Source organism: Zobellella maritima (genome assembly GCF_003075035.1).
Taxonomy (GTDB): Bacteria; Pseudomonadota; Gammaproteobacteria; order Enterobacterales; family Aeromonadaceae; genus Oceanimonas; species Oceanimonas maritima.
The window spans coordinates 331819-358795 of the sequence record NZ_QCZE01000002.1 but is presented as its reverse complement, the minus strand read 5'-3'; the positions used below and the strand labels follow the sequence as shown (position 1 = coordinate 358795).

At 57.5% G+C, this 26977-nt stretch carries 22 protein-coding genes; 10 read left to right on the top strand and 12 right to left on the bottom strand.

Annotated elements, in window-relative coordinates; genetic code table 11:
- Positions 1 to 46 precede the first annotated feature (46 nt).
- Positions 47 to 2365: a Tex family protein gene (locus DCS96_RS13555; protein WP_116474926.1), complete on the top strand. Its 2319-nt coding sequence runs from the start codon at positions 47 to 49 to the stop codon at positions 2363 to 2365.
- A 574-nt stretch (positions 2366 to 2939) separates the two neighbouring features.
- Here the strand turns inward: DCS96_RS13555 and DCS96_RS13550 are convergent.
- The 10 genes from DCS96_RS13550 to DCS96_RS13505 all read right to left on the bottom strand — a co-directional run bounded on the left by DCS96_RS13550 (position 2940) and on the right by DCS96_RS13505 (position 16151).
- Positions 2940 to 4457 (bottom strand): ABC transporter permease, encoded by a 1518-nt coding sequence (locus DCS96_RS13550; RefSeq protein ID WP_116474925.1) that lies wholly within the window; start codon positions 4455 to 4457, stop codon positions 2940 to 2942.
- The gene (locus DCS96_RS13545) at positions 4447 to 5505 is read right to left on the bottom strand and encodes a quaternary amine ABC transporter ATP-binding protein (RefSeq protein ID WP_116474924.1); all 1059 of its coding nucleotides are present in this window, start codon (positions 5503 to 5505) and stop codon (positions 4447 to 4449) included. Before DCS96_RS13545 ends, DCS96_RS13550 begins: the two co-directional genes overlap by 11 nt.
- A gap of 118 nt (positions 5506 to 5623) precedes the next feature.
- On the bottom strand, positions 5624 to 7270 hold the full coding sequence (locus DCS96_RS13540) for an electron transfer flavoprotein-ubiquinone oxidoreductase (RefSeq protein ID WP_116475033.1): 1647 nt from the start codon (positions 7268 to 7270) through the stop codon (positions 5624 to 5626).
- Positions 7271 to 7360: 90 nt separating this feature from the next.
- On the bottom strand, positions 7361 to 8266 hold the full coding sequence (folD, locus tag DCS96_RS13535) for a bifunctional methylenetetrahydrofolate dehydrogenase/methenyltetrahydrofolate cyclohydrolase FolD (protein WP_116474923.1): 906 nt from the start codon (positions 8264 to 8266) through the stop codon (positions 7361 to 7363).
- A gap of 18 nt (positions 8267 to 8284) precedes the next feature.
- Positions 8285 to 9145 (bottom strand): formyltetrahydrofolate deformylase, encoded by an 861-nt coding sequence (gene purU, locus DCS96_RS13530; protein ID WP_116474922.1) that lies wholly within the window; start codon positions 9143 to 9145, stop codon positions 8285 to 8287.
- A gap of 34 nt (positions 9146 to 9179) precedes the next feature.
- The gene (locus DCS96_RS13525; RefSeq protein WP_116474921.1) at positions 9180 to 10109 is read right to left on the bottom strand and encodes an electron transfer flavoprotein subunit alpha/FixB family protein; all 930 of its coding nucleotides are present in this window, start codon (positions 10107 to 10109) and stop codon (positions 9180 to 9182) included.
- Positions 10110 to 10121: 12 nt separating this feature from the next.
- Positions 10122 to 10874 (bottom strand): electron transfer flavoprotein subunit beta/FixA family protein, encoded by a 753-nt coding sequence (locus tag DCS96_RS13520; protein ID WP_116474920.1) that lies wholly within the window; start codon positions 10872 to 10874, stop codon positions 10122 to 10124.
- A 252-nt stretch (positions 10875 to 11126) separates the two neighbouring features.
- Positions 11127 to 12080 carry an ABC transporter substrate-binding protein gene (locus tag DCS96_RS13515; protein ID WP_198650078.1) on the bottom strand — a complete coding sequence of 318 codons (954 nt, stop codon included), beginning with the start codon at positions 12078 to 12080 and terminating at the stop codon, positions 11127 to 11129.
- 58 nt (positions 12081 to 12138) lie between these two features.
- Positions 12139 to 14559, bottom strand: coding sequence for a GcvT family protein (locus DCS96_RS13510; RefSeq protein WP_116474918.1), 2421 nt, complete (start codon positions 14557 to 14559; stop codon positions 12139 to 12141).
- A gap of 563 nt (positions 14560 to 15122) precedes the next feature.
- Positions 15123 to 16151, bottom strand: coding sequence for a LacI family DNA-binding transcriptional regulator (locus DCS96_RS13505; RefSeq protein ID WP_116474917.1), 1029 nt, complete (start codon positions 16149 to 16151; stop codon positions 15123 to 15125).
- 488 nt (positions 16152 to 16639) lie between these two features.
- Between DCS96_RS13505 and DCS96_RS13500 the strand changes: the two genes are divergently transcribed.
- From DCS96_RS13500 to DCS96_RS13485, 4 genes are all read left to right on the top strand, one after another.
- A complete protein-coding gene (locus DCS96_RS13500; RefSeq protein ID WP_116474916.1) occupies positions 16640 to 17200 on the top strand; it encodes a DUF1285 domain-containing protein in 561 nt (186 codons plus the stop codon).
- Positions 17201 to 17319: 119 nt separating this feature from the next.
- Entirely contained in the window at positions 17320 to 17739 is a 420-nt protein-coding gene (locus tag DCS96_RS13495) for a GNAT family N-acetyltransferase (RefSeq protein ID WP_116474915.1), read from the top strand.
- A gap of 159 nt (positions 17740 to 17898) precedes the next feature.
- Positions 17899 to 18327 (top strand): YybH family protein, encoded by a 429-nt coding sequence (locus tag DCS96_RS13490; RefSeq protein WP_116474914.1) that lies wholly within the window; start codon positions 17899 to 17901, stop codon positions 18325 to 18327.
- A 33-nt stretch (positions 18328 to 18360) separates the two neighbouring features.
- Positions 18361 to 19608: an MFS transporter gene (locus tag DCS96_RS13485; protein WP_116474913.1), complete on the top strand. Its 1248-nt coding sequence runs from the start codon at positions 18361 to 18363 to the stop codon at positions 19606 to 19608.
- A 94-nt stretch (positions 19609 to 19702) separates the two neighbouring features.
- Here the strand turns inward: DCS96_RS13485 and DCS96_RS13480 are convergent, their stop codons facing one another.
- On the bottom strand, positions 19703 to 21487 hold the full coding sequence (locus tag DCS96_RS13480; protein ID WP_198650077.1) for a BCCT family transporter: 1785 nt from the start codon (positions 21485 to 21487) through the stop codon (positions 19703 to 19705).
- A 236-nt stretch (positions 21488 to 21723) separates the two neighbouring features.
- On the opposite strand from DCS96_RS13480, the gene DCS96_RS13475 reads away from it, so the two are divergent.
- Positions 21724 to 22413 carry a pseudouridine synthase gene (locus DCS96_RS13475; RefSeq protein ID WP_116474912.1) on the top strand — a complete coding sequence of 230 codons (690 nt, stop codon included), beginning with the start codon at positions 21724 to 21726 and terminating at the stop codon, positions 22411 to 22413.
- Between the two features lie 106 nt (positions 22414 to 22519).
- On the top strand, positions 22520 to 23758 hold the full coding sequence (locus DCS96_RS13470) for a glycosyltransferase (RefSeq protein WP_116474911.1): 1239 nt from the start codon (positions 22520 to 22522) through the stop codon (positions 23756 to 23758).
- Here DCS96_RS13470 and DCS96_RS13465 read toward each other — a convergent pair whose 3' ends face one another.
- A complete protein-coding gene (locus DCS96_RS13465; protein WP_116474910.1) occupies positions 23759 to 24505 on the bottom strand; it encodes an endonuclease/exonuclease/phosphatase family protein in 747 nt (248 codons plus the stop codon).
- Positions 24506 to 24662: 157 nt separating this feature from the next.
- On the opposite strand from DCS96_RS13465, the gene DCS96_RS13460 reads away from it, so the two are divergent.
- The 3 genes from DCS96_RS13460 (at position 24663) to DCS96_RS13450 (ending at position 26977) form a co-directional block, all read left to right on the top strand.
- A complete protein-coding gene (locus DCS96_RS13460; RefSeq protein WP_116474909.1) occupies positions 24663 to 25757 on the top strand; it encodes an ADP-ribosylglycohydrolase family protein in 1095 nt (364 codons plus the stop codon).
- Between the two features lie 135 nt (positions 25758 to 25892).
- Positions 25893 to 26294 carry a DUF2170 family protein gene (locus tag DCS96_RS13455; protein WP_116474908.1) on the top strand — a complete coding sequence of 134 codons (402 nt, stop codon included), beginning with the start codon at positions 25893 to 25895 and terminating at the stop codon, positions 26292 to 26294.
- The gene (locus DCS96_RS13450; protein ID WP_116474907.1) at positions 26291 to 26977 is read left to right on the top strand and encodes a PspA/IM30 family protein; all 687 of its coding nucleotides are present in this window, start codon (positions 26291 to 26293) and stop codon (positions 26975 to 26977) included. The genes DCS96_RS13455 and DCS96_RS13450 overlap by 4 nt, the downstream gene beginning before the upstream one ends.

Sequence of the window (26977 nt, the reverse complement as noted above, 5' to 3'; positions counted from 1 at the left end):
TTATCGGCAGGACCTGTTTCGCAGCCCCGCCCGGAGCCCGGATATTATGACCAACATCAATCACGCCCTGGCCCTTGAACTGGCCGTATCGCAACAACAGGTCGACGCCGCCGTGCGCCTGCTCGACGAAGGCGCCACCGTGCCCTTTATTGCCCGTTACCGCAAGGAGGTGACCGGCGGCTTGGACGACACCCAGCTGCGCAACCTGGACAGCCGGCTCGGCTACCTGCGCGAACTGGAAGACAGGCGTGGCGTTATCCTCAAGTCCATCGAGGAACAGGGCAAGCTGACCGACGCGCTCAAAAAAGAGCTGCAGGCCGCCGACACCAAGACCCGGCTGGAGGATCTCTACCTGCCCTTTAAGCCCAAGCGCCGCACCAAGGGCCAGATTGCCATCGAGGCCGGCCTGCAACCGCTGGCCGGCAGCCTGTTCGATAACCCGAGCCAGGATCCCCAGCAGCTGGCCGCCACCTTCATCAACGCCGATGCCGGGGTCGCCGATGCCAAGGCGGCGCTGGACGGCGCCAAATACATTCTAATGGAACGCTTCGCCGAACAGGCCGATCTGCTGGAGGCGGTGCGCCGTTACCTGAGCCAGCACAGCCAGCTGCAGGCCCGGGTGGTCAGCGGGCAAGAGCAGAGCGGTGCCAAATTCAAAGACTACTTCGAACACCAGGAGCCGATAAGCAAGGTGCCCTCGCACCGGCTGCTGGCCATGCTGCGCGGCCGCAACGAAGGCGTGCTCTCGTTAAGCCTGGTGGTGGAAACCGAGGCCGACAGTCATCCCTGCGAGGCCATTATCGCCCGCCATGTGGGCTGGCAGAACAAGGGCCGGGCCGCCGATACCTGGCTGGCCGGGGTGGTGAGCTGGACCTGGCGGGTAAAACTTTCATTGCAGATGGAAACCGAGTTGCTGGGCCAGGCCCGGGAGCAGGCCGAGGCCGAAGCGATCAAGGTATTCGCCCTCAACCTGCAGGATCTGCTGATGGCCGCGCCCGCCGGCGCCCGGGTGACCATGGGCCTGGATCCGGGGATCCGCACTGGGGTCAAGGTGGTGGTGGTCGACAGCACCGGCAAGCTGCTGGAGCAGGCCACCGTCTATCCCTTCGAGCCCCACAAGAAGGTGGAGCAGAGCCTGCGCACCCTGGCTGAGCTGTGTCGCCGCCATAATGTCAGCCTGGTGAGCATCGGCAACGGCACCGCCTCCCGCGAGACCGAACGGCTGGTGGAGCAGCTGATCAAACAAAGCCCGGAGCTGAAATTACAGAAGGTGGTGGTGAGCGAGGCCGGCGCCTCCGTGTATTCCGCCTCCGAGCTGGCCGCCAACGAGTTCCCGGATCTGGATGTCTCCCTACGCGGCGCGGTATCCATCGCCCGCCGGCTGCAGGATCCCCTGGCCGAGCTGGTGAAGATAGATCCCAAGAGCATAGGCGTGGGCCAGTACCAGCACGATGTGTCCCAGAGCCAGCTGGCCCGCAACCTGGATGCGGTGGTGGAAGACTGCGTCAACGCCGTGGGCGTGGACGTGAACATGGCCTCGGCGCCGCTGCTGGCCCGGGTATCCGGCCTGACCCCCACCCTGGCCCAGAATATCGTCGCCTTCCGCGATGAGCAGGGCGCCTTCAAGGAACGCAAACAGTTGCTCAAGGTGCCGCGTCTGGGCCCCAAGGCGTTCGAGCAATGCGCCGGCTTCCTGCGTATCCGCGACGGCAAGAATCCGCTCGATGCCTCTGCCGTGCATCCCGAAGCCTACCCTGTGGTGGAGCGCATCCTGGTCAAACTGCAACAGCCGGTGAACACCCTGATCGGCAACAGCGGCCTGCTCAAGACCCTGAACCCGAAAGACTATACCGACGAGCATTTCGGCCTGCCCACCGTGCAGGACATATTAAGGGAGCTGGACAAGCCCGGCCGGGACCCGCGCCCCGAGTTCAAGACCGCCCGCTTTATGGACGGGGTGGAAAAGCCCGCCGATCTGATCCCCGATATGGTGCTCGAAGGGGTAGTGACCAACGTCACCAACTTCGGCGCCTTCGTGGACATCGGCGTGCATCAAGACGGCCTGGTGCATATCTCGGCGCTGACCGACCGCTTTATCAAGGATCCGCGCGAGGTGGTCAAGGCCGGCGACATCGTCAAGGTGAAGGTGCTGGAGGTGGATCTGCAGCGCAAGCGCATCGCGCTGACCATGCGCCTGGAGCAGAGCGCCGCCGAGCATGGCAGCGGCCGGCAGCGGGAGGAACGGGGTGCCAACCGCGGCAGTGGCAAGAGCCAAGCCAACTCTCGGCCCGCTCGCCGCGAACAACCGGCCCCGCAGGGCGCCATGGGCGCGGCCCTGGCCGCGGCATTACAGAAGAAAAAATAAAGCCCGCTATGCTGATAAGAAGGCCCGGGGATACCCGGGCCTGGCAACATCAAACAGGGCGTAATATCGGCCAAAGGGTCCGCTCCGCCGACACGCCATAAACCCATCCATGGGGGCTCCGCCGCGCCATCTGACCGCCAGGGATGGCGGGAATGCGGAATGGAAGGGAACATTTTCCGGCCCTGGCGTGGAGGGTCGGCGGAGCAGATCCCTTTGGCCTCTTTATGGCTTCGGCGTTGTCCGAGAGTGTAGATTCTATTGAGGCCAGAAGTAAACCTGTAGCCATCAGCATGTAGGCCGCTGCAACCCAAGGGCGGCAAACAACATCATTGATTAAAAATCAGTCGGGAAGTAGCGTATAAATCGTCAGAAATACAACGGCATTCAAGTAGCACTGATACATCTGATTCATTGAAAGCAAAAAAATCCTTGAAAGCCAGAGGGTTTCTAAAAACCCGCCCGGTTTTCAAGGTCAAAAGGGCAAAGACACTTACTCAATTACCGAACTTACAACTAACCCTACGAACATATAACATTTTCAATGTATAGCCTCAGATATAACATGAGGCATTTATTACTCCTTTCGCTTAAAACGTCCCTGCACTATACGGTCGATGACCATGGCGCAAAGCAGTATAGCCAAACCGGCCAACAAGCCCTGCCCTTTTGCTGCGTACTGCAAAGCCATCAATACATCTGAGCCGAGTCCTTCAGCGCCGATCAGAGAGGCAATCACAACCATCGACAGGCACATCAGAATGGTCTGGTTAACGCCAGCCATAATACTTGGCAACGCCAGGGGAATTTCCACATCGAGCAGCAGTTTGCGCTTGTTGCAACCAAAGGCGATCGCGCCTTCGATGATGGACTCCGGCACCTGCCTGATACCCAGCGCTGTGAGTCGTACCACAGGGGGCAGGCCGAAGATGATGGTCGCGAGAATACCAGGCGGCTTACCGGTGCCGAAAAAGGCGATGATGGGAATCAAGTAAACGAACGCGGGCATGGTCTGCATAAAGTCAAGCACTGGCTCAGTGGCCGTTCTGGCATAACGGTTCTTTGCACACCATACGCCAAGCGGCACACCAATGATAACGCATAGTGTCGCAGCCGCGCCCAGCAGGGCAACGGTCGACATGCTCTTTTCCCAAAAGCCCATAAAGGCAAGGTATGCCAGGGCTGCCGTCGCAAAAACTGCCACCTTGGCCCCAGCCAATCGCCAGGCCATAACGACGATCACCAAGCTCGTCACTGGCCAGGGAGTATCCACCAATACCACCTCAAGCGTGTCGAGAAGAACCGTGATGGCCGTCGTTATACCGCCAAAGAATCCGGCTCCTTTTTCGGCCAGCTGATCAAACCCCCAGTCCAGCCAGTTGGATACGGAAATATAAAGAGACTTGTCGAGAGGAAAGCTGACTAAAAAATCGATTGGCTTTTGGACGGTATATCTATAAATGGTCAATGGATATATAAATGATATCAACCCCGCACCAAAGAGTAAGCTGCGTGTACAGAACCCACTTTTTTCACCTTTATCACTGCGCCACCGACAGTATTTTTTCTCATAGACAGGATTGGCCATAATGCCCTGAACAACCATAACAAGCAGCAGTCCAATCACACCCCACAACAAAAACTGAGTGGCCCCTTGCGCGGCCAGATTTGCCGACGCAATCGCGTTCTCGGCCGCCTGTTGTAAATTGGCGGCACTACGCTGCAAGGCTTCACCATTACTTGCACCCGCATCGATTGCAGCCTGTGCCTTTACAGCCATTTCCTGTGACTTGACGCTGAGCCGCTCGGCACGCGCCAGCTCTTCGGCGCCTAATTCCCCCCAGAGCCCCTTCCCGATATGGACCAGTGCGACCAGATTGGCAAGCGCACTCAACCAGAAAAATCCCCAAACACTACGGGCTGCCGCCCAGAATGGCCCACAAAAAGCAGCATGAGTGTTAAACGAAAACCTTGTACTGCTACTGGACTCGATTTTGGAGAACTCTTTATGGTAATAATCACCGTTCGGTCCGGCAAAACCATGGACGGAGTGATTTTTTTCGATGGTGATATATTTCGTTGGATCAGCCGTCATTTTTTTCACCTCCCTTTATACCTCGTAAAAGAGTGTCTTTGCTGATCACACCAATATCCAAACCGTTTGCATCAGAAACAATGATTGGCAAAGCAGAGGAAGTCGAGACATCAATTAATTGCTCAAGAGGTGTGTTTTCATTGACTCGTGGCGCCCGAGAGAGATCCATTCCCTCAGGCATCGTAGAACGCTCTAGCTCTTTCATGATGGAACGAGCACTAATGAGCTTCAGGTTTGAAATATCCTTGACGAAATCCGCCACATAATCATCTTCCGGGTGCATCACGATCTGCTCCGGCGTACCGACCTGGATCAATCGTCCGTCCTTCATAATCGCAATTCGGTCGCCGATCCTGATTGCCTCATCCAGGTCATGGGTAATGAACACGGTGGTTTTATTCAGTGTTTTGGTGAGTGATACGAACTGATTCTGCAACTCTCGTCGGATCAGGGGGTCCAGTGCGCTGAAAGGTTCATCCATCAGCAGTACTTCCGGATCACTGGCCAGGGCTCTGGCAAGCCCAACACGCTGCTGCATGCCGCCCGATAGCTGAGAGGGCATATGATCTTCGTAACCCAAGAGGTTCACATGGGACAGAGCGAGCTGGGAGATTTCCCAGCGCTTAAGCTTGGGTATTCCCTGAACTTCCAGGGGGAAAGCAACGTTGTCGATAACGCTTCGGTGTGGCAGCAGCGCCATATGCTGAAAAACCATGCCGATGTGCTTGGCGCGGATATTCAATAGCTCCTTGGGCGTCAAATCAGACATATCCTGGTCCAGGACCTTGATACTACCGGCCGTCGGTTCGACCAGACGGTTAAGGTGACGAATCAGCGTCGACTTTCCGCTACCGGACAGCCCCATAATACAGAATATCTCACCGCGCTTAACGCTGAATGAAACATCTGAGATGCCAACTACGCAGCCAAATCGTTCCAGTACCCCTTTTTTGTCGAGCCCCTCTTCAGTAATCGCATTCATCGCCTTTTCGGTATTTTCACCGAAAATCTTCCAGACTCTGTCTAAACTAATTACGTCTGCTTGCACACTGATCTCTCCTGATCTTGCCCAGCACTATGGCTACATAGCCGACACTGCTGGTACCTGTCGTAATTGGTCTCATCGCCAGCCTCTTTTTATCTGCTGATTATTCGCCGATAGAGGCTTACATATTCGGGTAGCTTGGCCCCCCGCCCCCCTCCGGAGCGACCCAGGTGATATTCTGCGACGGATCCTTGATGTCACAGGTTTTGCAATGCACGCAGTTCTGTGCGTTGATCTGAAAGCGCGGACCGCTCGGCTCGTTCAGCACCTCGTAAACACCCGCCGGGCAAAAACGCTGCGCGGGTTCCGCCCAGGTCGGCAGGTTTGTGGCCAGTGGAATGCCTGCATCCTTGAGTTGCAGGTGGCAGGGTTGATCCTCGTCGTGGTTGGCATTAGACAGAAACACCGACGACAGCTTGTCAAAGCTCAGCTTGCCATCGGGTTTGGGATACTCAATGCGCGGACACTGCTCCGCCGGCTTCAGCTGCGCATAATCGGCTTGCGTATCGTGCAGCGTCACCGGGATCTTGCCGCCAAACAGGTTCTGGTCAAGGTAGTTGAAGGCACCACCCAGCCAGGTGCCGAACTTGTGCAGCGCCGGGCCGAAATTGCGACTACGGAACAGATCATCGTAAAGCCAGGAGTCCTTGAACCGGTCAGTGAAGGAAACCAGATCCCGACCACCTTCGTCGCCGGCGGCCAACGCCTCAAACACAGCTTCGGCTGCCAGCATGCCGGACTTCATGGCGGTGTGGGTGCCCTTGATCTTGGAGAAGTTCAGGGTACCGGCATCACAGCCCAGCAGCAGCGCACCCGGCATGGTCATCTTCGGCAGCGAGTTGAAGCCGCCCTTGGCGATGGCCCGGGCACCGTAGGCCACCCGTTTGCCACCGTCGAGATACTGCGCAAACAACGGGTGATGTTTCATGCGCTGGAACTCGTCAAACGGGCTCAGCCAGGGATTGGCGTAATTCAGATCGATAATCAGCCCGACCACCACCTGATTATTGTCACCGTGGTAAAGGAAGAAACCACCGTTGGTACCGCCGTACTCTTTACCGGATAATGGCCAGCCGGCACCATGCACCACCAGGCCCGGCTGATGCTTGGCGGGATCGATATCCCACAGCTCCTTGATGCCGATGCCGTAATGCTGCGGATCGGCGTCCTTGTCGAGGGCAAACCGGCTGATCAGCTGTTTGCCCAGATGCCCCCGGCACCCTTCGGTGAACAGGGTGTATTTGGCATGCAGCTCCATACCGGGCATGTAGCTGTCCTTGGGTTGGCCATCACGGCCCACCCCCATATCACCGGTGGCGATGCCCTTGACCGAGCCGTCCGCGTGATAGAGCACCTCGGCGGCGGCGAAGCCCGGAAAGATCTCCACCCCTAGCGCCTCGGCCTGCTCACCCAGCCAGCGGCACAGGTTACCGAGGCTGGCAATATAGTTGCCGTGGTTGTGCATGGTCTTGGGCGCCAGCGCATTGGGTATTTTCCGCGCCTGCTGCTCATCACTGAGCAGGTAGATCTGATCCTCGGTCACCGCGGTCTTCAGCGGCGCGCCCTGCTCCGCCCAGTCGGGGAAGAGCTCGTTCAACGCTCGCGGCTCGATCACGGCGCCGGAGAGGATATGGGCGCCGACTTCAGAGCCCTTCTCCACCACACAGACCGTCAGCTCCTGCTCCGCGGCCTGCGCCTGCTGCATCAGCCGGCAGGCGGCCGACAGCCCGGCCGGGCCGGCACCGACGATGACCACATCGAACTCCATGGACTCGCGTTCGACTGTACGCTCGTTATCACTCACTGTAATGCGCTCCCTTTTTTAATACTGCATATCCCTGCCCGGACGCCGAACGACTTAACGCGCGGCCCGCGCCTGGGCGGCACTCAGGGTATTCCTCAACAGACAGGCGACGGTCATCGGCCCGATGCCCCCTGGTACCGGCGTGACGGCGCCAGCGACGGTGGAAACCGCCTCGAAATCGACGTCCCCGGTGAGCCGGGATTGGCCATCATCCCGGGTGATACGGTTGATGCCCACATCCAGTACGATGGCGCCCGGCTTGATGTAGCTGGCGTCGACCATCTCGGGCCGGCCCACCGCCACCACCAGGATATCGGCGCTGCGGCATTCGGCCGCCAGCTCCCGACTTCGGGAATGCACCGTGGTCACGGTGCAATTGGCATTGAGCAGCAGCTGCGCCATCGGCTTGCCGACGATATTGGACCGCCCGACCACCACCGCCTTCTTGCCGGACAGGTCGCCCAGCCGGTCCTGCAACAGCAACAGGCATCCCAGCGGTGTGCAGGGCACCAGCGCCGACTGACCGGTGCTAAGGCGCCCGACATTGACCGGGTTGAAGCCGTCAACGTCCTTGCCCGGATCAATAGACTCGATCACCGCGGTTTCCTCGATCTGCGCCGGCAAAGGCAGCTGCACCAGTATGCCGTCCACTTCATCATTGCTGTTCAACGCGGCAATAAGCTGCAGCAACTCGTCCTGGGAGGTGCTGCCCGGCAGCAGGTGAGGAAAGGACCTGATACCCGCCTCGGCGGCCTGTCGCATCTTGGTTTTGACGTAGACCTGGCTGGCCGGGTCATCCCCTACCAGTACCACGGCCAGCCCCGGCTGACGGCCCCTATCGGCCTGAAACCGGGCGGCGCCCTCTGCCACATCGCCACGCAGTGCCGCGGCAAAGGCCTTGCCGTCGATACGTTGGGCAGGAGTGAGATCTGGATAAATATTGCTTGCCTGATCAGTCATCGGTGCGAGTCCTTTATGCTAAAAAACGACGGTGCGTAGACCGTTCTGGAAGACACGGTGACGCACATGGTATTTTACCGCGCGGGCCAGGGTCTGGGCTTCGGTGTCTCGCCCGACCTGGGTCAGATACTGCGGATCCTGAGTGTGGTCAACCCGCTCCACCATCTGCTCGATGATCGGGCCTTCATCCAGGTCACCGGTCACATAATGGGCGGTGGCACCGATCAGTTTCACGCCGCGATCATAGGCCTGGTAGTAAGGCTTGGCGCCCTTGAAGCCCGGCAGGAAGGAGTGATGGATGTTGATGCAGCGACCGGCCAACTGCTGGCAGAGGGAGTCGGACAGCACCCGCATGTAGCGCGCCAGTACCACCAGCTCGGTGCCACTCTGCTCAACAATCTGCAGTAATTTGGCTTCCTGTTCCGGCTTGGTCTCTTTAGTCACCGGCAGGTGGATGAAGTCGAGGCCTTCGCGCTCGGCCAGGAAGCGCAGGTCTTCGTGGTTGGACACGATGGCGGTAATGTCGATATTGAGCTCGCCGGTGGCGCGACGATACAGCAGGTCGCGCAGGCAATGGTCGTACTTGGATACCATGATCAATACACGCGCCGGCTGGCTGGCGTCGTGAATTTCCCACTCCATGTCGAAGCGCAGTGCGGTGACCTCAAAGGCGGCCTTGAGTTGCTCGACGCTTGGCTTCTGATTGCCTTCAAACACGAACTCGATGGTCGAGAAAAAAAGCCCCGAGTCCAGGTCATCGAACTGGTGAAACTCCTTGATAAAGCAGCCCCGATCGGCCATGAAGTTACCGATGGCAGCGACGATACCGACCCGTCCCGGGCAGGAAATCTTAAGGATATATGCAGGTTTGTTCTTCATCTTGTTTTTCATCCATGATGAGTTAATCGGAATCTCAGAGCGCGGTGTCGAGCTCGGGCATGACGTCGAACAGGTCACCCACAATGCCGTAGTCGGCCACCTGGAAAATCGGCGCGTCAGGATCCTTGTTGATGGCCACGATCATCTTGGAGTCTTTCATGCCGGCCAGGTGCTGGATGGCTCCGGAAATCCCCACAGCGATATACAGCTCGGGCGCCACCACCTTGCCGGTCTGACCCACTTGGTAATCATTGGGCACAAAGCCGGCATCAACCGCTGCGCGGGATGCCCCTACCGCCGCGCCGACCTTGGCAGCCACCGTATCCAGCAGGGCAAAGTTCTCGCCATTGCCCATGCCACGCCCACCGGAAATGACGATGCGCGCAGTGGACAATTCAGGCCCTTCGGATTTAGCTTCGGAACGGCTGACAAAGCGTGCCAGAGACTGACCGGGCAGCGCGTCAATCGCCACGCTTTCGGCGCTGCCACCGGTGGTAGCCACGGCCTCGAACTTGGTGCTGCGCACGGTAATCACCTTCAGTGCATCGCGGCTGCGCACCGTGGCCAGGGCATTACCAGCATAGATGGGACGCTCGAAGGTGTCGGCATCGATGACTGCGCTGATGTCGGAAATCTGCGGCACGTCGAGCAAGGCGGCAACGCGCGGCATCATGTTTTTGGCGAAGGTGGTGTTCGAGGCCAGCAGGTGGCTGTAGCCTTCGGCACAGCGTTGCACCAAGGGCGCCATGTCTTCGGCCAACGGCTGGGTGAACAGCTCGCTGTCGGCGCTGAGCACGCGGCGCACACCCGGGATGGCGGCTGCGGCCTCGGTGACTGTGCAGCTGTTGCTCCCCATCACCAGGATGTCGATATCCCCGCCAATCTGGGTGGCGGCACCCAAAGTGTTGTAGGTGGATGAGGCGATGCTGTTGTTGTCATGATCTGCGATTACAAGAATGGCCATGATGCGTCTCCTTTACACTAATACGGCGTCGGTTTTCAGTTTTTCCACCAGCTCGGCGGCATTTGCCAAGATCACACTACCGGACGCACGTGCCGGCGGTTCAACCACACCGACCAGTTCCAATCTCGGCGTAAGATCCACACCCAGTGATGCGGCATCGATGTTGTCCAGCGGCTTTTTCTTGGCCTTCATAATGGCAGGTAGAGAGGCGAAACGCGGCTCGTTCAGGCGCAAATCAGCCGTGATAACCGCCGGCAGCTTGAGAACCACCGTCTCCAGGCCACCATCCACTTCGCGGGTGACTTCAATCTGCTCGCCCGATACCGTCAGGCCCGAGGCAAAAGTACCCTGCGGCCAGCCCAGCAGGGCCGCCAGCATCTGGCCGGTCTGGTTACAGTCATCGTCGATCGCCTGCTTGCCCAGAATGACCAGGCCGGCGCCTTCCTTTTCCGCCAGTGCCTTGAAGGTTTTTGCCACCGACAGTGGCTCGGTGGTTCCGTCGAATGGCACCAGAATGGCGCGATCGGCGCCTATGGCCAGTGCCTGACGCAGGGTTTCCTGGGCCTTGTCCGGGCCAATCGACACGACAATGACTTCAGTGGCCTGGCCCGCTTCCTTCAGTTTGACGGCCGCTTCAACGGCAACTTCGTCAAACGGGTTGATGGCCATCTTGACGTTATCCAGCTCGACAGCAGAGCCGTCCGCCTTGGCTCGGATTTGCACGTTATAATCAACGACTCGTTTTACACCCACTAAAATTTTCATAAAGCCTCCACTGAACTTTCAAGTAATCAGCCTGGACACAGGAAAGTTTTAAATAATCATTTATATATTGACCCACAAAAAAGGATCGAATAATTAGTCTTTCTCTTCGGGAAACAGCAGCCAAAACATTTAACTTGCTGCCTATTGATATATTTCGTCGAACTGGCATGTGCATCCAACACGGAATGAGAGCAGTAAAAATGCTCAGCCCGTTTTAATATGCACATACCACACTCTATCTACATGGACAGGTTACTGATGTAACCAGGAATTGACGACATCCTGGTTTTTAGCCACCCATTGCACTGCAAAGGTTTCTGTATCAACTTTATCAACGGCCAGCGAATAACTGATTTCACTTAGCTGGTCACTGGTGAGCTCGAAGTTTTTCAGCAGTGAAGCTGCAAGTGGAAACTTATCTTCCAGTGCCTTTGCATAGTGCAAATACAAGTAGGCATCCGGCCATCCGCTATCGGCGTTTGAGTTGTTCAGCCAGTCCGGATCTTCCGCCGGTTGCAGCACATTCCAGGTCTGCGGATTGTGTGCCGGCTCTTCAAGCTTGACCAAGTCGTACATGACGAACAGGTGCTGAGGGGCATAGCAGAAAAAAACATAGGGTGTTTTCGACTTGACCGATGCATCGAGCGCCGCAATATGAAGGGCGACATCAAGCTCTTGAAGTGTAAAGGTTTGATCATAGCCATAACTCTTCGCGCGTACCCTTTCAACGGGGCCGGAAGCCGCAGAAGGCTCTCCTATCCATATTTCACCAAGTCCATCGCCATCACGATCAAACAAAGCGGATATATCAGGATTGGTCAGATCGTAAATATTTTTTATATTGTACTTTTCCGAGGTTTCTTTAGTAACGCACATGCCTTGAGTCGCCAAGATACCGTTTTTATTCTGTACGACTGTCCCTCTTTCCTTCACATATTTATCATGCAGGTTTTGTTGGTTTGGCAACCATACTTCCGGATGAACATCCATGCTTCCCCGGTCCATTCCCTCGAAGATAACGGAATTGGTCCCGTTCTGCATTTCTACATCCAGACCGTAGTTCTCTTCCATAACCACTTTCAAGATATAACTGGATGCCGCTGCCGTCGGCCAGTTGGGTACGCCGAGCACTACGTCTGCGGCTTGAGCCAGACCCGGGGTGATACATAATAAAGCTGAGGAAAGTGCCTTCTTGACTAGTTTCATATCCATATCCACCGTTCAGAAGCCCCCGGCAACGCCGGGGGTAAAAGTTGTTTAACGCTTAAGATTTGAGTCGAGTATTTTCAGGATCAAACAGCTGACCTGTAATCACTTTGGCTTTATGGGGTTCGCCAATGATCTCTACTTCAATCTCGGCGCCTTCATAGGCATAAGCGGGGTCGATAAAGGCCATGGCAATGTTCTTCTGCACCCGGTGGCCGTATCCTGCCGAGGTGACAGTACCAATGACAGCACTGTCAACGCAGACTGAATCGCCGGGATGCGCGGCAGCATGTTCGCAATCGATGATCATGGTGACAAACTTTCTTCTGGCAGGCGTACCCGCCTTGCCGAGCAGGGCTTCTTTTCCTGGGAAGCTTGCCTTGTCCATTTTCACGAAACGATCCAGGCCACTTTCGAACGGGTCAAATTCGGTGATCAGTTCGGCCTTCCAATGACGATAACCTTTCTCGAGACGCATCGACTCGGTCGCCAGCGAGCCAAACGGCTTGAGGCCGAACTCGACGCCTGCTTCCGTAATAAGCTGGTGTGCCAGGTAGAGCTGCTCATTGGGCACATGCAGCTCCCAGCCCAATTCACCGTTGAAGCTCACCCGCATGGCAAGGGCTTGGGCATGACCGATAAATACCGACTTGGCGCTGAGCCAGGGGAAGCTCTCGTTCGACCAATCGGTGCGGGGGGACAATTTCGCCAGCAGATCCCTGGATTTGGGGCCTGAAACCACCAGAATCGTGTGTGAATTGGTCATCGGAACAAGCTCAACACCCTCGTTGGGGAGACGGGTACGCAGCCAGTCCAGATCATGCACTTCGGCCGCGGCCGCCGAGCCGAACCAGAAACGATCTTCTGCCAGCTTCGCCAGTGTGGCTTCAGCGGCCACATTGCCCTTGTCGGTCAGGAAGTAGCACAGTCCGATGCGACCCACCTTCTTGGGTACGTTGCCGCACGTCAGGCTGTCAAGCCACTCGGCCGCACCCGGACCCTTGATTTCGATGCGGTTGAAGCCGCTGACTTCCATCAGCCCGACAGCCTCGTGTACCGCTTTAATTTCGCTGGCGACGACTTTCTCGACATCGGTGAAGCGGAAGCTGTGTTCAAACTTGAAGTCGGCAGTCTGCTTGTAGAACAGGGCACGTTCCCAGCCGCTCACGACACCAAACTCCGCATTTTGTTCTTTTAACACCGGATAGATTGGCGTAGTTTTCGCCAAACGGCCTGCTGGGCGGGACTCGTGCGGCATGTGGAAGCGGAACTCATTCTGATAGTCTTCGATTGCTTTCAGGGCGGTGAACTCGGTGTTGGCATGACGGCTGAAACGGGCCGGATTCAGGCACCAGGTATCCCACTCTGACTCACCGTGAACGATGATTTCAGCCAGGATCTTGCCGTGACCACCACCCTCACCCAAACCAGCACGAAGACCGATAATAGAATAGAGGTTATCGAATCCAGGGGTCTTACCTACCAACGGGTTGCCATCGGCAGAATAGGTAATGGGACCGTTAACAATACTGCGGATACCGGTTCTTTCCAGGCACGGCATACGCTTGAAGACGCGCTCCATATTATCCAGGCAGCGATCCAGATCATCCGGACAAAGGGCATTGACGAAGTTGGGATCAATACCGTCCATGCCCCAGGTTTTACAACGCTGCTCATAAATACCCACCAACAAACCGTCTTTTTCCTGCCGGCTATAGAAATCGTCGAGTGGATCACGTAGTAAAGGAACGCGTTTGCCAAATTCCTGTATTTCAGGTATCGACTCGGTCAAGAAGTACATATGTTCCATCGAAATGATAGGATATTTAACGCCTATCATGTCACCGATTTCATTGACGCGATAACCACCGGCATTGACCACTTTTTCACAGGTGATATCGCCATTTTTGGTTTGAACGACCCATTCGCCATTCGGCTTTTGATAGATATTTTCAACTGGATTATGACGGTATATTTCAGCGCCTGCTTTACGCGCTGCACGCGCCAGCGCCTGAGTAAGCTGAGCGGGGTCAATATCACCATCCAGCGGATCCCAGAGACCACCCATCAGGCCGTCGGTTTTAAGCAAGGGATGGCGCCTTGCACACTCGGCGGAATCAATGTATTCGAAATCAACGCCCATTCCCTTTGCCAGGGAGATAAAGTGCTTGTACCCATCAACATGATCCTGGGTAGATGCCAATCGAATACCGCCCGAAGCATGGTGATAGTTAATTGGGTGTTCCAGGTCTGCGGCCAACTCTTTATACAACTTGATGCTATGGCTCTTTAAGCCAACCATCGTCTGTACCGCACCAAAATTGGTAACCTGAGCGGCGGAGTGCCAGGTTGTTCCCGATGTCAGCTCATTCCGTTCAACCAGCACCACATCAGTCCAACCCTCTCGAGTCAGGTGGTAAAGGGTACTACAACCTCCGATTCCACCACCAATAATAACTACCTTACAATGCTTCTTCATGGCTTTTCCTTAAGTGTTTTTTGCGACGCCCGCCCAACTAGCTGGCCTTACCAACAGGATCTCATTTCAGGTTTGTTCAGGACTGCAGGTCCAACAAACGCAACAATGTAAGCGCTTTCATTATTAGCACTGGGTTTTTCCATACGCAACACCCGGATCGGAATTTTTTTAAGATTTGCTGACGTGATTTATAGCATTTTGTTATAAAAACCAGGCAGTCAATAAGACAATGTCGGGCTTTCGGTACCAGGGGAACATGGTCTGAACGCGCCACCACTCCAGACACATAAAGCCTGTAACAAATTGATTAAGTTAAAGTTTAAATGATAGGCATGATCGTTATTCGGCAAGTGCATGCTCAATCACCCGTCGGCAGGGAACGAGATATTGGCCTGAGGGTTGAAGAAATAACCCTCAATAAAAAAGCGTAAAATAATACATATTCCCAAGATAGCAGAATATTTAACTTACGAAAGAAAAACATGGCATGCTCAACAATAAGGCATGGTGCACTTTTTCAGTGCAGCCATATGTCAGTGCTGCCATATTATAGTGCAGCCTGTTTAATACGGACTTGAGCAAGACTCTCGCACTATCAATTCAACATCCAATATCGGAGGGGCGTCTACATCATCTCCATGGAGCCTGGAAATTAAATACTGCGCGGCCAGCTTTGCCATTTGAGGTTGGGGTGTTCTCAATGTCGTTAACGGCGGCGTTAAATGACGTGCAAGCCAGGTATCGTCAAAACCGGTAATAGAGACATCTTCAGGCACCGCGATTCCCATCGCCTTGCTCTCGAAAAATGCCCCATAAGCCAGAGGGTCGGAACCACAAATAATCGCTGTTGGCCGTTCTGAGCAAGACATTAATATTCGAAATGCCTCCTGCCCGTATTCAACCCCAAGCGGCCTTTCTATAACCAGCTCGTCCGGCAAGCTTAATTGGCGTCGTGCCAAGGCCTCACGAACGCCCTGAAGCCGGCTATAAGCACGATCATTACTTTTCAAAAAACCGGATATCATGGCAAATTTCGTGTGCCCCAAACCCATCAGGTAATCGGCAATTTTAGCGGCCGCTAACTGGTTACTGAAGCCGACACAGGGGTGTTCACCAAAGCTATCTACCGCCCAAGTGATGACATAAGGAATATTTTTCTTGTTCAACAGGCTGTAGATTGATTTATCTCGTGATAAACCGACCAGCAATAACGCATCCACGCCATGAGACAACATCTCGTTAATTTGGGTGCGCTCTTTGTCAGCACTATAGTTCGAGGAGGCCACAATCGTCGTGTACCCCTCAGAGGAAACTCGACTTTGAAATCGCTCGAGAAAGCCACCAAAAAGCGCATCATCCAAAGATGGCACTATCACCCCTATCATACGCGACCGGTTGGAAGCCAGTGCACGTGCGGCTGCGTGGGGGACGTAATTCAGTATGTTAATTGCTTCCTCAATTTTTCGCTTGCTACGCTCACTGACAACAGCAGGGCTATTCATGAATCGCGAAACGGTCGCAGAGGATACGCCGGCGTGCCGGGCTACATCATCGAGGGTTGGGCTGTTCGATGGTATTTTGTTTTTTTTCATTTAGAAATATCTCACAGGACCAATAGAAATATAAAAGCATTATTCGACGAGTGGCACCACCGCTTATTGCACATTTGATTACGCCATTGCGACCCATATGCCTTGCAATACCTCATCCAGCCGCGGAAATGATGATATCCCCTTTACCGATTCACTAAAATCCCCAACAGCGGAACGGTCAGATCCAAACGATTTTCATTTCCCAGCAAGGTTGCGCTGCACTGGGCTTCTTCTCTCGCGGCTCATAACCGCCATCCAATGGCTTGCCGGCCAGCGACTTATCAGCCATCAAGCGGGATACTGAAAAAGCGGATATTATGCTGCTTATATGTTACATGCACCGTAGCTTATTGTCCTGCCTTGCTGGCATCCTTGGTCGTCACGTCATTCACACCAGAAAAAAACATGTTAGATTCCAGTCACCAGGGAAAAAAGAACCTGATCCCAGGTTACTCCCCCCACCCAGCACAGGAACGAAAGACACGATCATGAACACTTTCGATCTGAACAAACTGAGCAGTAACCTGGCGCCCAAGAGTCAGGGAGTTCCGCCACTGGAAAAGTGGAATCCCCCTTTTTGTGGCGATATGGACATGCGCATCGCGCGCGACGGCACCTGGTTCCATGAAGGCAATCCCATCAGGCGCAAGGCGATGGTGAAGATGTTTGCGCGTATCTTGTGGCATGAAGGCGGCGGCTACTTTCTAAAAACGCCGGTTGAGAAGGTGGGCATCCGCGTCGATGACCTCCCCTTCCTGTTCATCGGGCTGGAAGTGCTTGAAGGCCCGAACGGACGCGAACTGCACTTTACCAGCAGCACCGACGACGAGATCGTGGCCGGGCCTGACCATGCATTGATTGTCACCGAGAATAGCACCACCGGCGAACCCGAACCGTCACTGGAGGTACGTTTTGGCATGTTCGGTCGACTTCACCGCAATGTGTTTTATCAACTGGTCGAGTTGGGAATGGCCGAACCCTGCGCCGATGGCGGCGAAGAGCTAATCGTCTACAGCCAGGGCAGCCGCTTCTCCCTGGGCCGCCTGTAATACCGGTCGGCTCGGCGGGTTCGCCAGGTGCTGCGCCGCCCCGCACCACAGCCGCATTCGCCTGTTTCCGACCCTGGGTCCGTGTAGAATGGCCCTTTTCACCGGTAACAGGAGACATCATGTCCGTGACCATCGTCGCCTTCGACTCTGATCACCAACCCCCTATCCGCGCCATCCGCGATGCCGTGTTCATTGGTGAGCAGAACATCGACCCCGGGCTGGAGTTCGACGGGCAAGACGGCTCGGCGATACATGCCCTGGTGGCGGTAGACGATAGATATGTGGGCACCGGCCGCATGCTGGACGACGGACATATCGGCCGCATCGCCATAATGCGCGACTATCGGGGCCAAGGCCTCGGCGCCCGGGTGGTGCTGGCGCTGATCGAGGAAGCGGCACGCCGGGGGTATCCGCGGGTATACCTGGGGGCCCAGCAGCAGGCCATTGGTTTCTACGCCGGGCTGGGGTTCACGCCCTTCGGCGAGCCCTTTATGGAAGCGGGGATCCCGCATCTCGCCATGGAAAAGTCATTAGTCTAGCTGCATCAGGCCGTCCCTCCCCACATGGCGGTCACTCTACGGCCATAAAAACGCCCCGGCAAATTTGTGGCTGCCCGCAATCGCGACCAGAATAGAGAATAACGCCCGAAGCAAGCCTGGCACCCGCCCGGCGCGACCCGCCACGCAAGGAGAATCCCTATGTCACCGGAAGACGAAGTTCGCACCGTGTCCCTGCGCTTCTATGCAGCCCTTTCCCACATGGCCAATGGCGATGCCAAACCCCTGGCGGGTGTCTGGTCCCAGGGGGCCATGGTCACCGCCCTGCATCCCATAGGTGGCCGACAGGTCGGCTGGGATGCGGTCAGGTCATCATTCGAACAGGTTGCCCGGCTGGCCTCGGGGGGCAAGGTCGAGTTGCAACAGCAGCGCATCCACATCGCCGGAGAGCTGGCCTGTGAAACCGGCATCGAACAGGGCCAGATCACCCTCGCCGGGCAGAAGATAGCCATCGAACACAGGGTCACCAACCTCTATCAGCGGGAAGGCGGCAGCTGGAAGATGATCCATCATCACACGGATATCTCGCCGGCCATGCTGGCGGTGCTCGACCGCTTGCCACACTCCTAACCGCCACCGGCGTACAGCAACAGGATGATCCGTATGGGTATTTCATTGCAACACAACCGCGCCGCCTGGGCCTGGGCCCTGTACGACTGGGCCAATTCCACCTTCGCCACCACCGTGCTGGCCGGCTTTTTTCCAGTGCTGTTCAAACAATACTGGGCCGGCGAGATGGCGGCCACCCACAGTACCTTCTGGTTGGGCCTGTTCAGCTCGGCGGCCAGCCTGATGGTGATGCTGCTCTCGCCCTGGCTCGGCGCCATCGCCGATCGGCGGGGGGCCAAGAAGCGCTTTCTGCTGCTGTTCACCCTGATCGGTGTGCTGCCCACCCTGGGGCTGTTCTGGGCAGGTCAGGGTCAGTGGCTGCTGGCGGCACTGCTGTTTGCAGCGGCCAGCGTGGGCTTCTTCGGCGGCCTCACCTTCTACGATGCCCTGCTGGTGGATGTGGCGGGTCCGGAAGACAGTGACCGGGTTTCGGCCTGGGGCTATGCCCTGGGTTACCTCGGCGGCGGCCTGCTGTTCACGGTCAATGTGGTCATGGCCACCAAGCCGGAATGGTTCGGCCTGGCGTCTGCGGCCCAGGCGGTCAAGGTATCCTTCGTGATGGTGGCGGTATGGTGGACGGTCTTCGCGCTGCCGCTGTTTATCCGGGTGCGGGAACGCCCCGCCAGCACGGATACCGACACCAGCTTCGCCGGCCTGCTCGCCATCCTCCGCCAGGCGGTGGCCAGGCCGGGCGTGCTGACCTTCCTGATCGCCTACTGGCTGTATATCGATGCGGTGCATACCACCATCCGCATGGCTGTGGATTTCGGCATGGCCCTGGGGTTCGACAGCAACAGCCTGATCGCCGCCCTGCTGATGGTGCAGTTCATCGCCTTTCCCGCCGCCGTGGGTTTTGGCTACCTGGGCGAGCGAATAGGCACCCGCAAGGCCATCTACCTGGGGCTGCTGGTCTACGTGGGGGTTACCGCCTGGGGCTATTACCTGCAAACCGTGTCCCAGTTCTTTATGATGGCCGCCGCCATCGGCCTGGTTCAAGGCGGGGTGCAGGCGCTGTCCCGCTCCTTCTATTCACGGCTGATCCCCGCCGATCAGGCGGGCGCCTACTTCGGCCTGTTCAACATGATTGGCAAGTTCGCAGCGGTGCTCGGCCCCATGCTGGTCGGCCTGGTGGCGTTGATCTCCGGCAGCAACCGGGTATCCATTCTCAGCCTGCTGGTGCTGTTTGTGATCGGCGCCCTGTTGCTGACCCGGGTGCGGGAGCCCGGGCCCGCTCCGCACTAACAAAGAGCGGGTCGGCCATACCGCGCAAGGCATGAGGGCAGACCCGCCGCTAAAACCGGCATTTTACATGCCGGTGCCGATAAGCATGCGGCTATCAGGCAATGCTTCTTTCATCGCCCGGCCGGTCTTCATCCTGTTGCTGGCGGATCTCTTCATAGATGGCCTCCTGAGCCAGGACAGAACCGTCCGGTGCCTCCGACGTTGTTCCCTGCTCCCAGGGGGCGTTTTCGGGCACTTCTTCGATATGAATGGTCTGCAGTGAATAATCCGGCTGGTAGTGCAGATCATATTTGGCGGCCTTGATGCAGGACATCATCATCATCGCCATGATGATCAGCAGGGGCGCGCCGGCAAAAATGGATGCCGTCTGCAGCGTGCTCAGCCCACCCAGGAACATCAATACCGCCGGCAAAAGGCAGAGAGTAAAGGCCCAGAACAGGCGGTTCCAGCGATGGGGTTCGTCATCTACTTCCCGCTGAACCACAGAAGCCAGAATATAGGAAATGGAATCAAAGGTGGTGGCGGTAAAGATAATGGCCAACAGGGTAAAGACACCGATCACCAGCTTACTCATCGGCAGGGTGTTCAGCACCGCGAATATGGCGGCGGTCGGGCTCTGCCCGCTGAGAATAGCCACCACGTCCAGCTCGCCGGATAATTGCAGGAAGAGGCCGTAGTTGCCGAGCACGATAAAGAACACGGCACACCCCAGGCTGCCGAAGAAAATGGAACCGACGACCATCTGCTGAATGGTACGGCCCTTGGAAATCTTGGCAATAAACAGGCCAACGGTCGGGGCGAACACTAGCCACCATGCCCAATAGAAGATGGTCCAGTCCTTGGGGAAATTGGTTTGCTTGAAGCCATATTCACCGAATTGCCCGAGTGACTCGGTCCAGGTCATCATGGTGATCATCTGAGTCAGTGAACGGCCCAGGCTTTCCAGCCCGGTGCTGAGTATAAAACTGGTCGGGCCGGCCAGCAAAACCAGGGCAAGAAAGCCCAGCGCCAAATAGAAGTTGATATTGGATAAAAACTGTATCCCGCCTTTCAGGCCCCGGTAGGCACTGTAGGCAAACAGCACCGTGGTGCCCAACAGCACGGCCACCTGGCTCCAGATATTAACGGGCAACCCTACCAGCTCGTTCAGACCCTGGGTCACCAAGGGTGATGCCAGCCCCAGGGTGGTGGCGCCACCGCCGATCATGCCGAACACAAAAAACACATCCACCAGCTTGCCCCAGTTGCTCATGGCAAACCGTTCACCAAACAGCGGCATCAGGCTCTGGCTGACTTTCAGTCGGGGAGACTGGCGAACATGGGCAAAATAGGCAATGGGAATCGCAGGGATCAGGTAAATGGACCAGGCCACCGGGCCCCAGTGGAAAAGACCATAGGTGGTGGCCCAGCTGATGGCTTCGGGAGAACCGGGGGTCAAACCGAAAGGGGGACCCATGTAATAATAGGCCCATTCAATAATGCCCCAGTACAGGATGCTGGCGCCGATGCCGCCACAAAACATCATGGCCGCCCAGGAGCTGGTCTTGAATTCCACTTCGTCCTCGGGCTTACCCAGCTTGATCTGGCCGATATCCGAGAAGGCGATGTAAATAACAAAGAACACCGCCATCACGCCCAGCAGCAGGTAAAATACCCCGAACTTGTCGGTAATATAGGTCTTGGCCTGGGCCACCCAGTCGGCGCCCTGCTCGGGCCACAACACCAGCGGCAGGGTCACCGCCGCCAGGATGAATAACACGGAGAAGAAGGTAAAACGATCGATTCGCGTATCGGGAATATGGTCGGGGGGTCGCTGCGATAACCGGATGTCCGCATCAAAGGTACCCAAGTGATGCACTTTTTCCTTATGCTCTAGCACACTGCCACCTGTCTGTTAGTTATTGGATATTATCAGGGCCATGATACTAACATCCTGTCTAGCCGTCACAAACTTCATTAGACCCCTAACTTGTTATCGTCAATATCAAAACGAATGACCACAGCGGAGCGGCACATCAGGTAAGGGCAAGAGACGGCATCGGTGTCGCATCTGTCCGGCTAATATGGAGGCAAAGTGTGCAATAATGACGCTCTTTGCCGCTAACGAGCCCTGTCATGCGCCTCGATAAATTTCTTTGCAAGAGCACCGAGCTAACCCGGGCCGACGCCAGCAAGGTGATCCATGCCGGCGAGGTGACCGTCAATGGCACTGTGATCACTGCCGAAGCGACCCAGGTCCATGAAAACAATCACATTGCCCTCAATGGCCGGCGGCTGATCGCCCGGCCTTCGCGGTATTTCATGATACACAAGCCGCCCGGCACCCAGTGCTCGAATGCGGATGGGGTGTATCCGTCGCTGCTGCATCGGCTCGGGCTGGACAAGACCTGTGATCTGCATATCGTCGGCCGCCTGGACGCGGATACCAGCGGCCTGGTGCTGGTTACCGACGACGGCCGCTGGTCATTCAATATCACCAGCCCCCAAAAGCGCTGTGCAAAGGTGTACCGGGTCGGCCTGCGCGATCCGCTGACAGACGAGGTGGCGGCCCGCTTTGCCCGGGGACTGCTGTTACAGGGGGAAGCCTCCCCGACCCTGCCGGCCGGGTTGGAGGTGGTTGCCCCCCGAGAGGCGCTGTTGACCCTCACCGAAGGTCGCTTCCATCAGGTAAAGCGCATGTTCGCCGCCGTCGGCAACCGGGTGCTCAGCCTGCACCGGGAACAGATCGGTAATATCCGCCTGGATATCGGGCCGGGCCAGTGGCGCCACCTGCAGGCCGATGAAATAGCGCATGTTGGGAAATAAAAAACGCGGCACCCGACCGCTTAGTTCACTAAGCAGTTGATGAGCCGAACCGCACAACCTGAGCGCCAGCAACAGCTGCAACAGGTGACGACAGGAAAACAGTGGAATGAAAAAAGTACTGGTGATCGGCTATGTCTGGCCCGAACCCAACTCCTCCGCCGCCGGCAGCCATATGCTGTCGCTGCTGCGGCTGTACAGGCGGCAGGGCTGGCAGGTGGAGTTCGCCACCCCGGCGCAGCCGACCGAGCATATGGTGGATTTGTCACGCGAGGGGATTTCAAGCAGGGCCATAGCGCTGAATTGCGACAGTTTCGATGCCTATGTAGCCGAGTACCGGCCCGATATCGTCATGTTCGACCGTTTTATGATGGAAGAACAGTTCGGCTGGCGGGTCGAGAAGCACTGTCCCGACGCCTTGAGAATACTGGATACCGAAGACCTGCAGTGCTTGCGCCATGGCCGCCATCAGGCCCACAAGGCGGGCCGGGCCATGACCCGGGCGGATCTGTTCAACGACATCGCCCGACGGGAAATTGCCGCCATCTTGCGCAGCGATCTGTCGCTGATCATCTCCGACTTCGAGATGGAACTGCTGATCGAGACCTTCAAGGTCGATGCCCGCCTGCTGCACCGGCTGCCCTTTATGGTCGACCTGGCAAGCTGCCCGGCCGAAACCACTGCCTTCGCTGAGCGCCGGCACTTTATGACCATCGGCAACTTCCGCCATGCGCCCAACTGGGATGCGGTGCTCTATATGCAGACCATCTGGCCGCTGATCCGGCAGCGGTTGCCCGATGCCGAGCTGCATATCTACGGCTCCTACCCGCCTCCCAAGGCCACGGCGCTGCACAACCCCAGGACCGGCTTCCTGATCAAGGGCTGGGCCGACGATGCCTTTGCGGTGATGGAACAGTCCCGACTCTGCCTGGCGCCGTTGCGCTTCGGCGCCGGCATCAAGGGCAAGCTGCTCGATGCCATGATCATGCAGACGCCGAGCATCACCACCTCAGTGGGCAGCGAAGGCATGCACGACCAGGAACCCTGGCCGGGAGTAGTTGCGGATGATGCCAGCGAGTTCGCCAATGCGGCGGTGGCCTTGTACCGGGATGAGCAGGCCTGGCTTAACGCCCAGAGAAACGGGGGCGCGTTATTGACTGCGCGGTACGATGGCCAGACCCTGGGTGCCCGGTTGATCGCCAGGATCGCCGCCACGGCGGACAATCTGGCAGCGCATCGGCTGGACAATTTCACCGGCGGTATGCTCAGGCATCATTCCATGATGAGCACCAAATATATGTCTCAGTGGATAGCGGCAAAAAATGCCAATGCCGCTCGGGACAGTTAATCAACCCGGCTTTTCCGCAAGGGAGAAGCGGGCATAGATGGGATTATGGTCCGACACCACGTCGGTGTCGATGGCAATGGCCGAGCGCAGGGTCATATCCCGATAGAAGATAAAATCCAGGGGCTGGCGGAAGAGGCTCTTGATATGGTGGGGATCTTCCATCACCGCCTGGGTCAGTCCCACCTCCCAGCAGAAGTCGCTGAGGTAACGGCGCCGTTTCTTGTTCCAGACATTGAAATCTCCGGCCACGATCAGCGGCCCCCTGTGCTGGAACAACTCCCGTTTCAGGGCTGCTATCTCGTTATAGAAGAGCCCGTGACGTACAAAGTTGATGGCATGGATGTTCGCCACCAGCAGCTGCCGCTGGTCCGCCAGGGGGTGGCGGGTCAGGATCAGGCTCTTGTGGGTGGCAAAGTTCAGCTCTCGGGTGTGGCTGAGCAGGGCCGCCACTTCATCGAAGGCGCAGCGGGCGGCGGTGAGCACCCCAAAAAGATGCGAATGGGTCTGAATGTTGGGGGATACCGCATAGGACCAGCCCTCCAGATGCAGACGCCTGTCCACCGTCAGCTTGGCTTCCTGCAGCAGCAACAACGCAGTCGGAAACTGCCCCATCAGCCGGGTCAGGCAGCGTCGGAAATCCCCGTCCAGGGTCAGCTTCTGGGTGTTCCAGCACAGCACCCCCAATTCCTCCTCCAGGCGAAGATGCTGGTGGGCAAGCTGACGGGGGGCGAACTGGGGGCGAAGCATGATGGCATGTCCTGATAGCCAACGTTTGAACTTCAGCTTAGCACCGTTGCCGGCGCCTGCCTTGCTCCCGCTTTCGGCAATGGCGGGCCATGATGTGAAGCACGCTCCCGGATCCTAAAATCAGGTCACAGAAGGTTGTTCAACCAGGGAGTGAGCCATGCAAAACCCCTCGTGTATCCGGGATCGCGCCGCCGGCGCCATCATGGGCGCCTTTATCGGTGACGCCCTGGGCCTGGGACCCCACTGGTATTACGATCTGGCCGAATTGCGCCGGGACTATGGTGACTGGATCGACGGCTACAGGGATCCCAGGCCCGGGCGCTATCACGATGGCCTTAAGGCCGGGCAACCTTCCCAGGCGGGGATCATCCTCGAACTGCTGCTCAACTCCCTGGTGGAGGGCAACGGCTACCGGGAGGCGGACTTCTGCCGGCGCCTGGATGAACAGCTGTTCCCACTGCTCGACGGCACGCCCTTCACGGGCCCGGGCGGCTATACCAGCCAGTCGATCCGCGACGCCTGGCACAAACGGGTGCAACTGGGACTGCCCTGGGGGCAGATTGGCGGCCATGCCGACACCACCGAGGCCATAGAGCGCACCCTGGCCATTGCCGTGCGCTATGCCCTGCAACCGGCCCGGCTGGCCGATGCCGTGGCCGCCAATACGGTGCTGACCCAGATTGATGAAACAGTGACCTCGATGACGGTGGCGTTTGGCGCGGTCACCGGGCTGCTGGTGCAGGGGCACCGCCTGGATACCGGGTTGTCGGGCAAGCTGATGGGGCTGGTCAAAAGCGGCGAGCTGCCCTTTCACTCGGTGACCGGCCACCGGCTGCAACCACCAGCCCCGGGTGACCCCGAACCGCCCCGCGTCGGCCACTTCGCCTCGCCCGATGCCCTGCTCACACCCTCTTTTATGGCCGCCGCCGCCGCGGATCCCGACATTCGTATCGAGCCGGCCTGGAAGGTGTCCCTGGTGTACGGTATGCCCTGCGCCATCTATCATCAACTGCCGGCCGCCTACTACCTGGCTGCCCGCTTCCGGAACGACTTCGAAACCGCCGTGCTCCATGCGGTGAATGGCGGCGGACAAAACCAGGCGCGCGCCATCCTCACCGGCACCCTGGTCGGCGCCCAGGTGGGCCTGGCGGGTATTCCCCGGCGCTTTATCGAAGAACTGGAGCAGGCCGACGAACTGCTGCAACTGGCCAAGACATTGGCGTCGCAGGCCGTGCCTCCCGGAGGGGCATAAGCGGGTCGCACGGCACAGGCAACAGCCGGTAAACGGCCGATCCTGTGATCACGTCGGCATGATGAAGGTGGCTTTTGGAACCGACTCTGTTCTATCTTGTCTTAGCTATCCTCTATCCAACACCGGAGTATCGATATGTCCTGGACCCTAGAACAGCTCCACCACCTGCTTTCCGCCCGGGAAGGCTGGCAGTGCGAGCTCGAGAACGACTCCCTGTTGATCACCAACGCCGACGGCCTGGAAGCCTACCTGGCAGTGGCCGGTGAGCAGATCATCGCAGAAACCCTGCTGTTTCCCGCCTCACAGGTGGCCGACACGGCCGCGTTAAACGACGCCATACTGCGCACCCACCAGCTGCTGCCGCTGACCACGGTCGGCATCAGCGACATCAACGGCGAAAGCTATTACATCGCCTTCGGTTCGTTGGCCTCCGGCTCCAAGGACGCCAGCGTGCGCATCGAGGTTGAAACCCTGTTCCGCAACACCGAGACCTTTCTCGATCTGTACCAGGACTATCTGCAAGGAGTGGAATTATGAGCGTGTGGAAAAAACTGGTCACCGCCATCAAGGGCGGCGCCACCGAAGCCGCCGAAGCCGTGGCCGATAGCCAGGCCCTGCGTATCCTGGAGCAGGAAATTCGCGAGGCCAGGGAGGAACTGCGCCGTTCCGATGAGGCCCTGACCGGCATCATGGCCAAACGCAAGCTGGCCCAGCAGAAGGTGGATGCCATCGGCGCCAGCATCAAGGAATACGAAGCCCACGCCCGGGCCGCCATGGCCAAGGAAAACCGGGAGCTGGCCCTGGAATGCGCCCAGCGGGTGGCCGAGCTGAAAAACGAACAGCAGGGCGAACAGGCCTACCTGGAGCAGTTTGCCGCCTCGGAGCAGGGCCTGAAGAACAACATAGGTACCGCCAAGGAACGGCTGCGCCAGCTGGAGCAACAACTGGATGTGGTCAAGGCCACCGAAAGCGTGCAGAAGGCCCAGGCGGCGGTATCTTCCCGCCACAGCGGCGCCAACACCAAGATGAAGACGGCGGTGGAGTCACTGGATCGCATCAAGCAGAAGCAGGTTCAGCGCCAGGCCGAGCTGGATGTGGCCGCCGAGCGGGCCGCCACCGAGAGCGGCGACGCCCTGGCCCGGAAACTCGAATCCGCCGGCATTACCGGCAGCCGGTCTGCGGGCGCCGAAGACGAACTGACGCGGATCCTGGGCAACTAG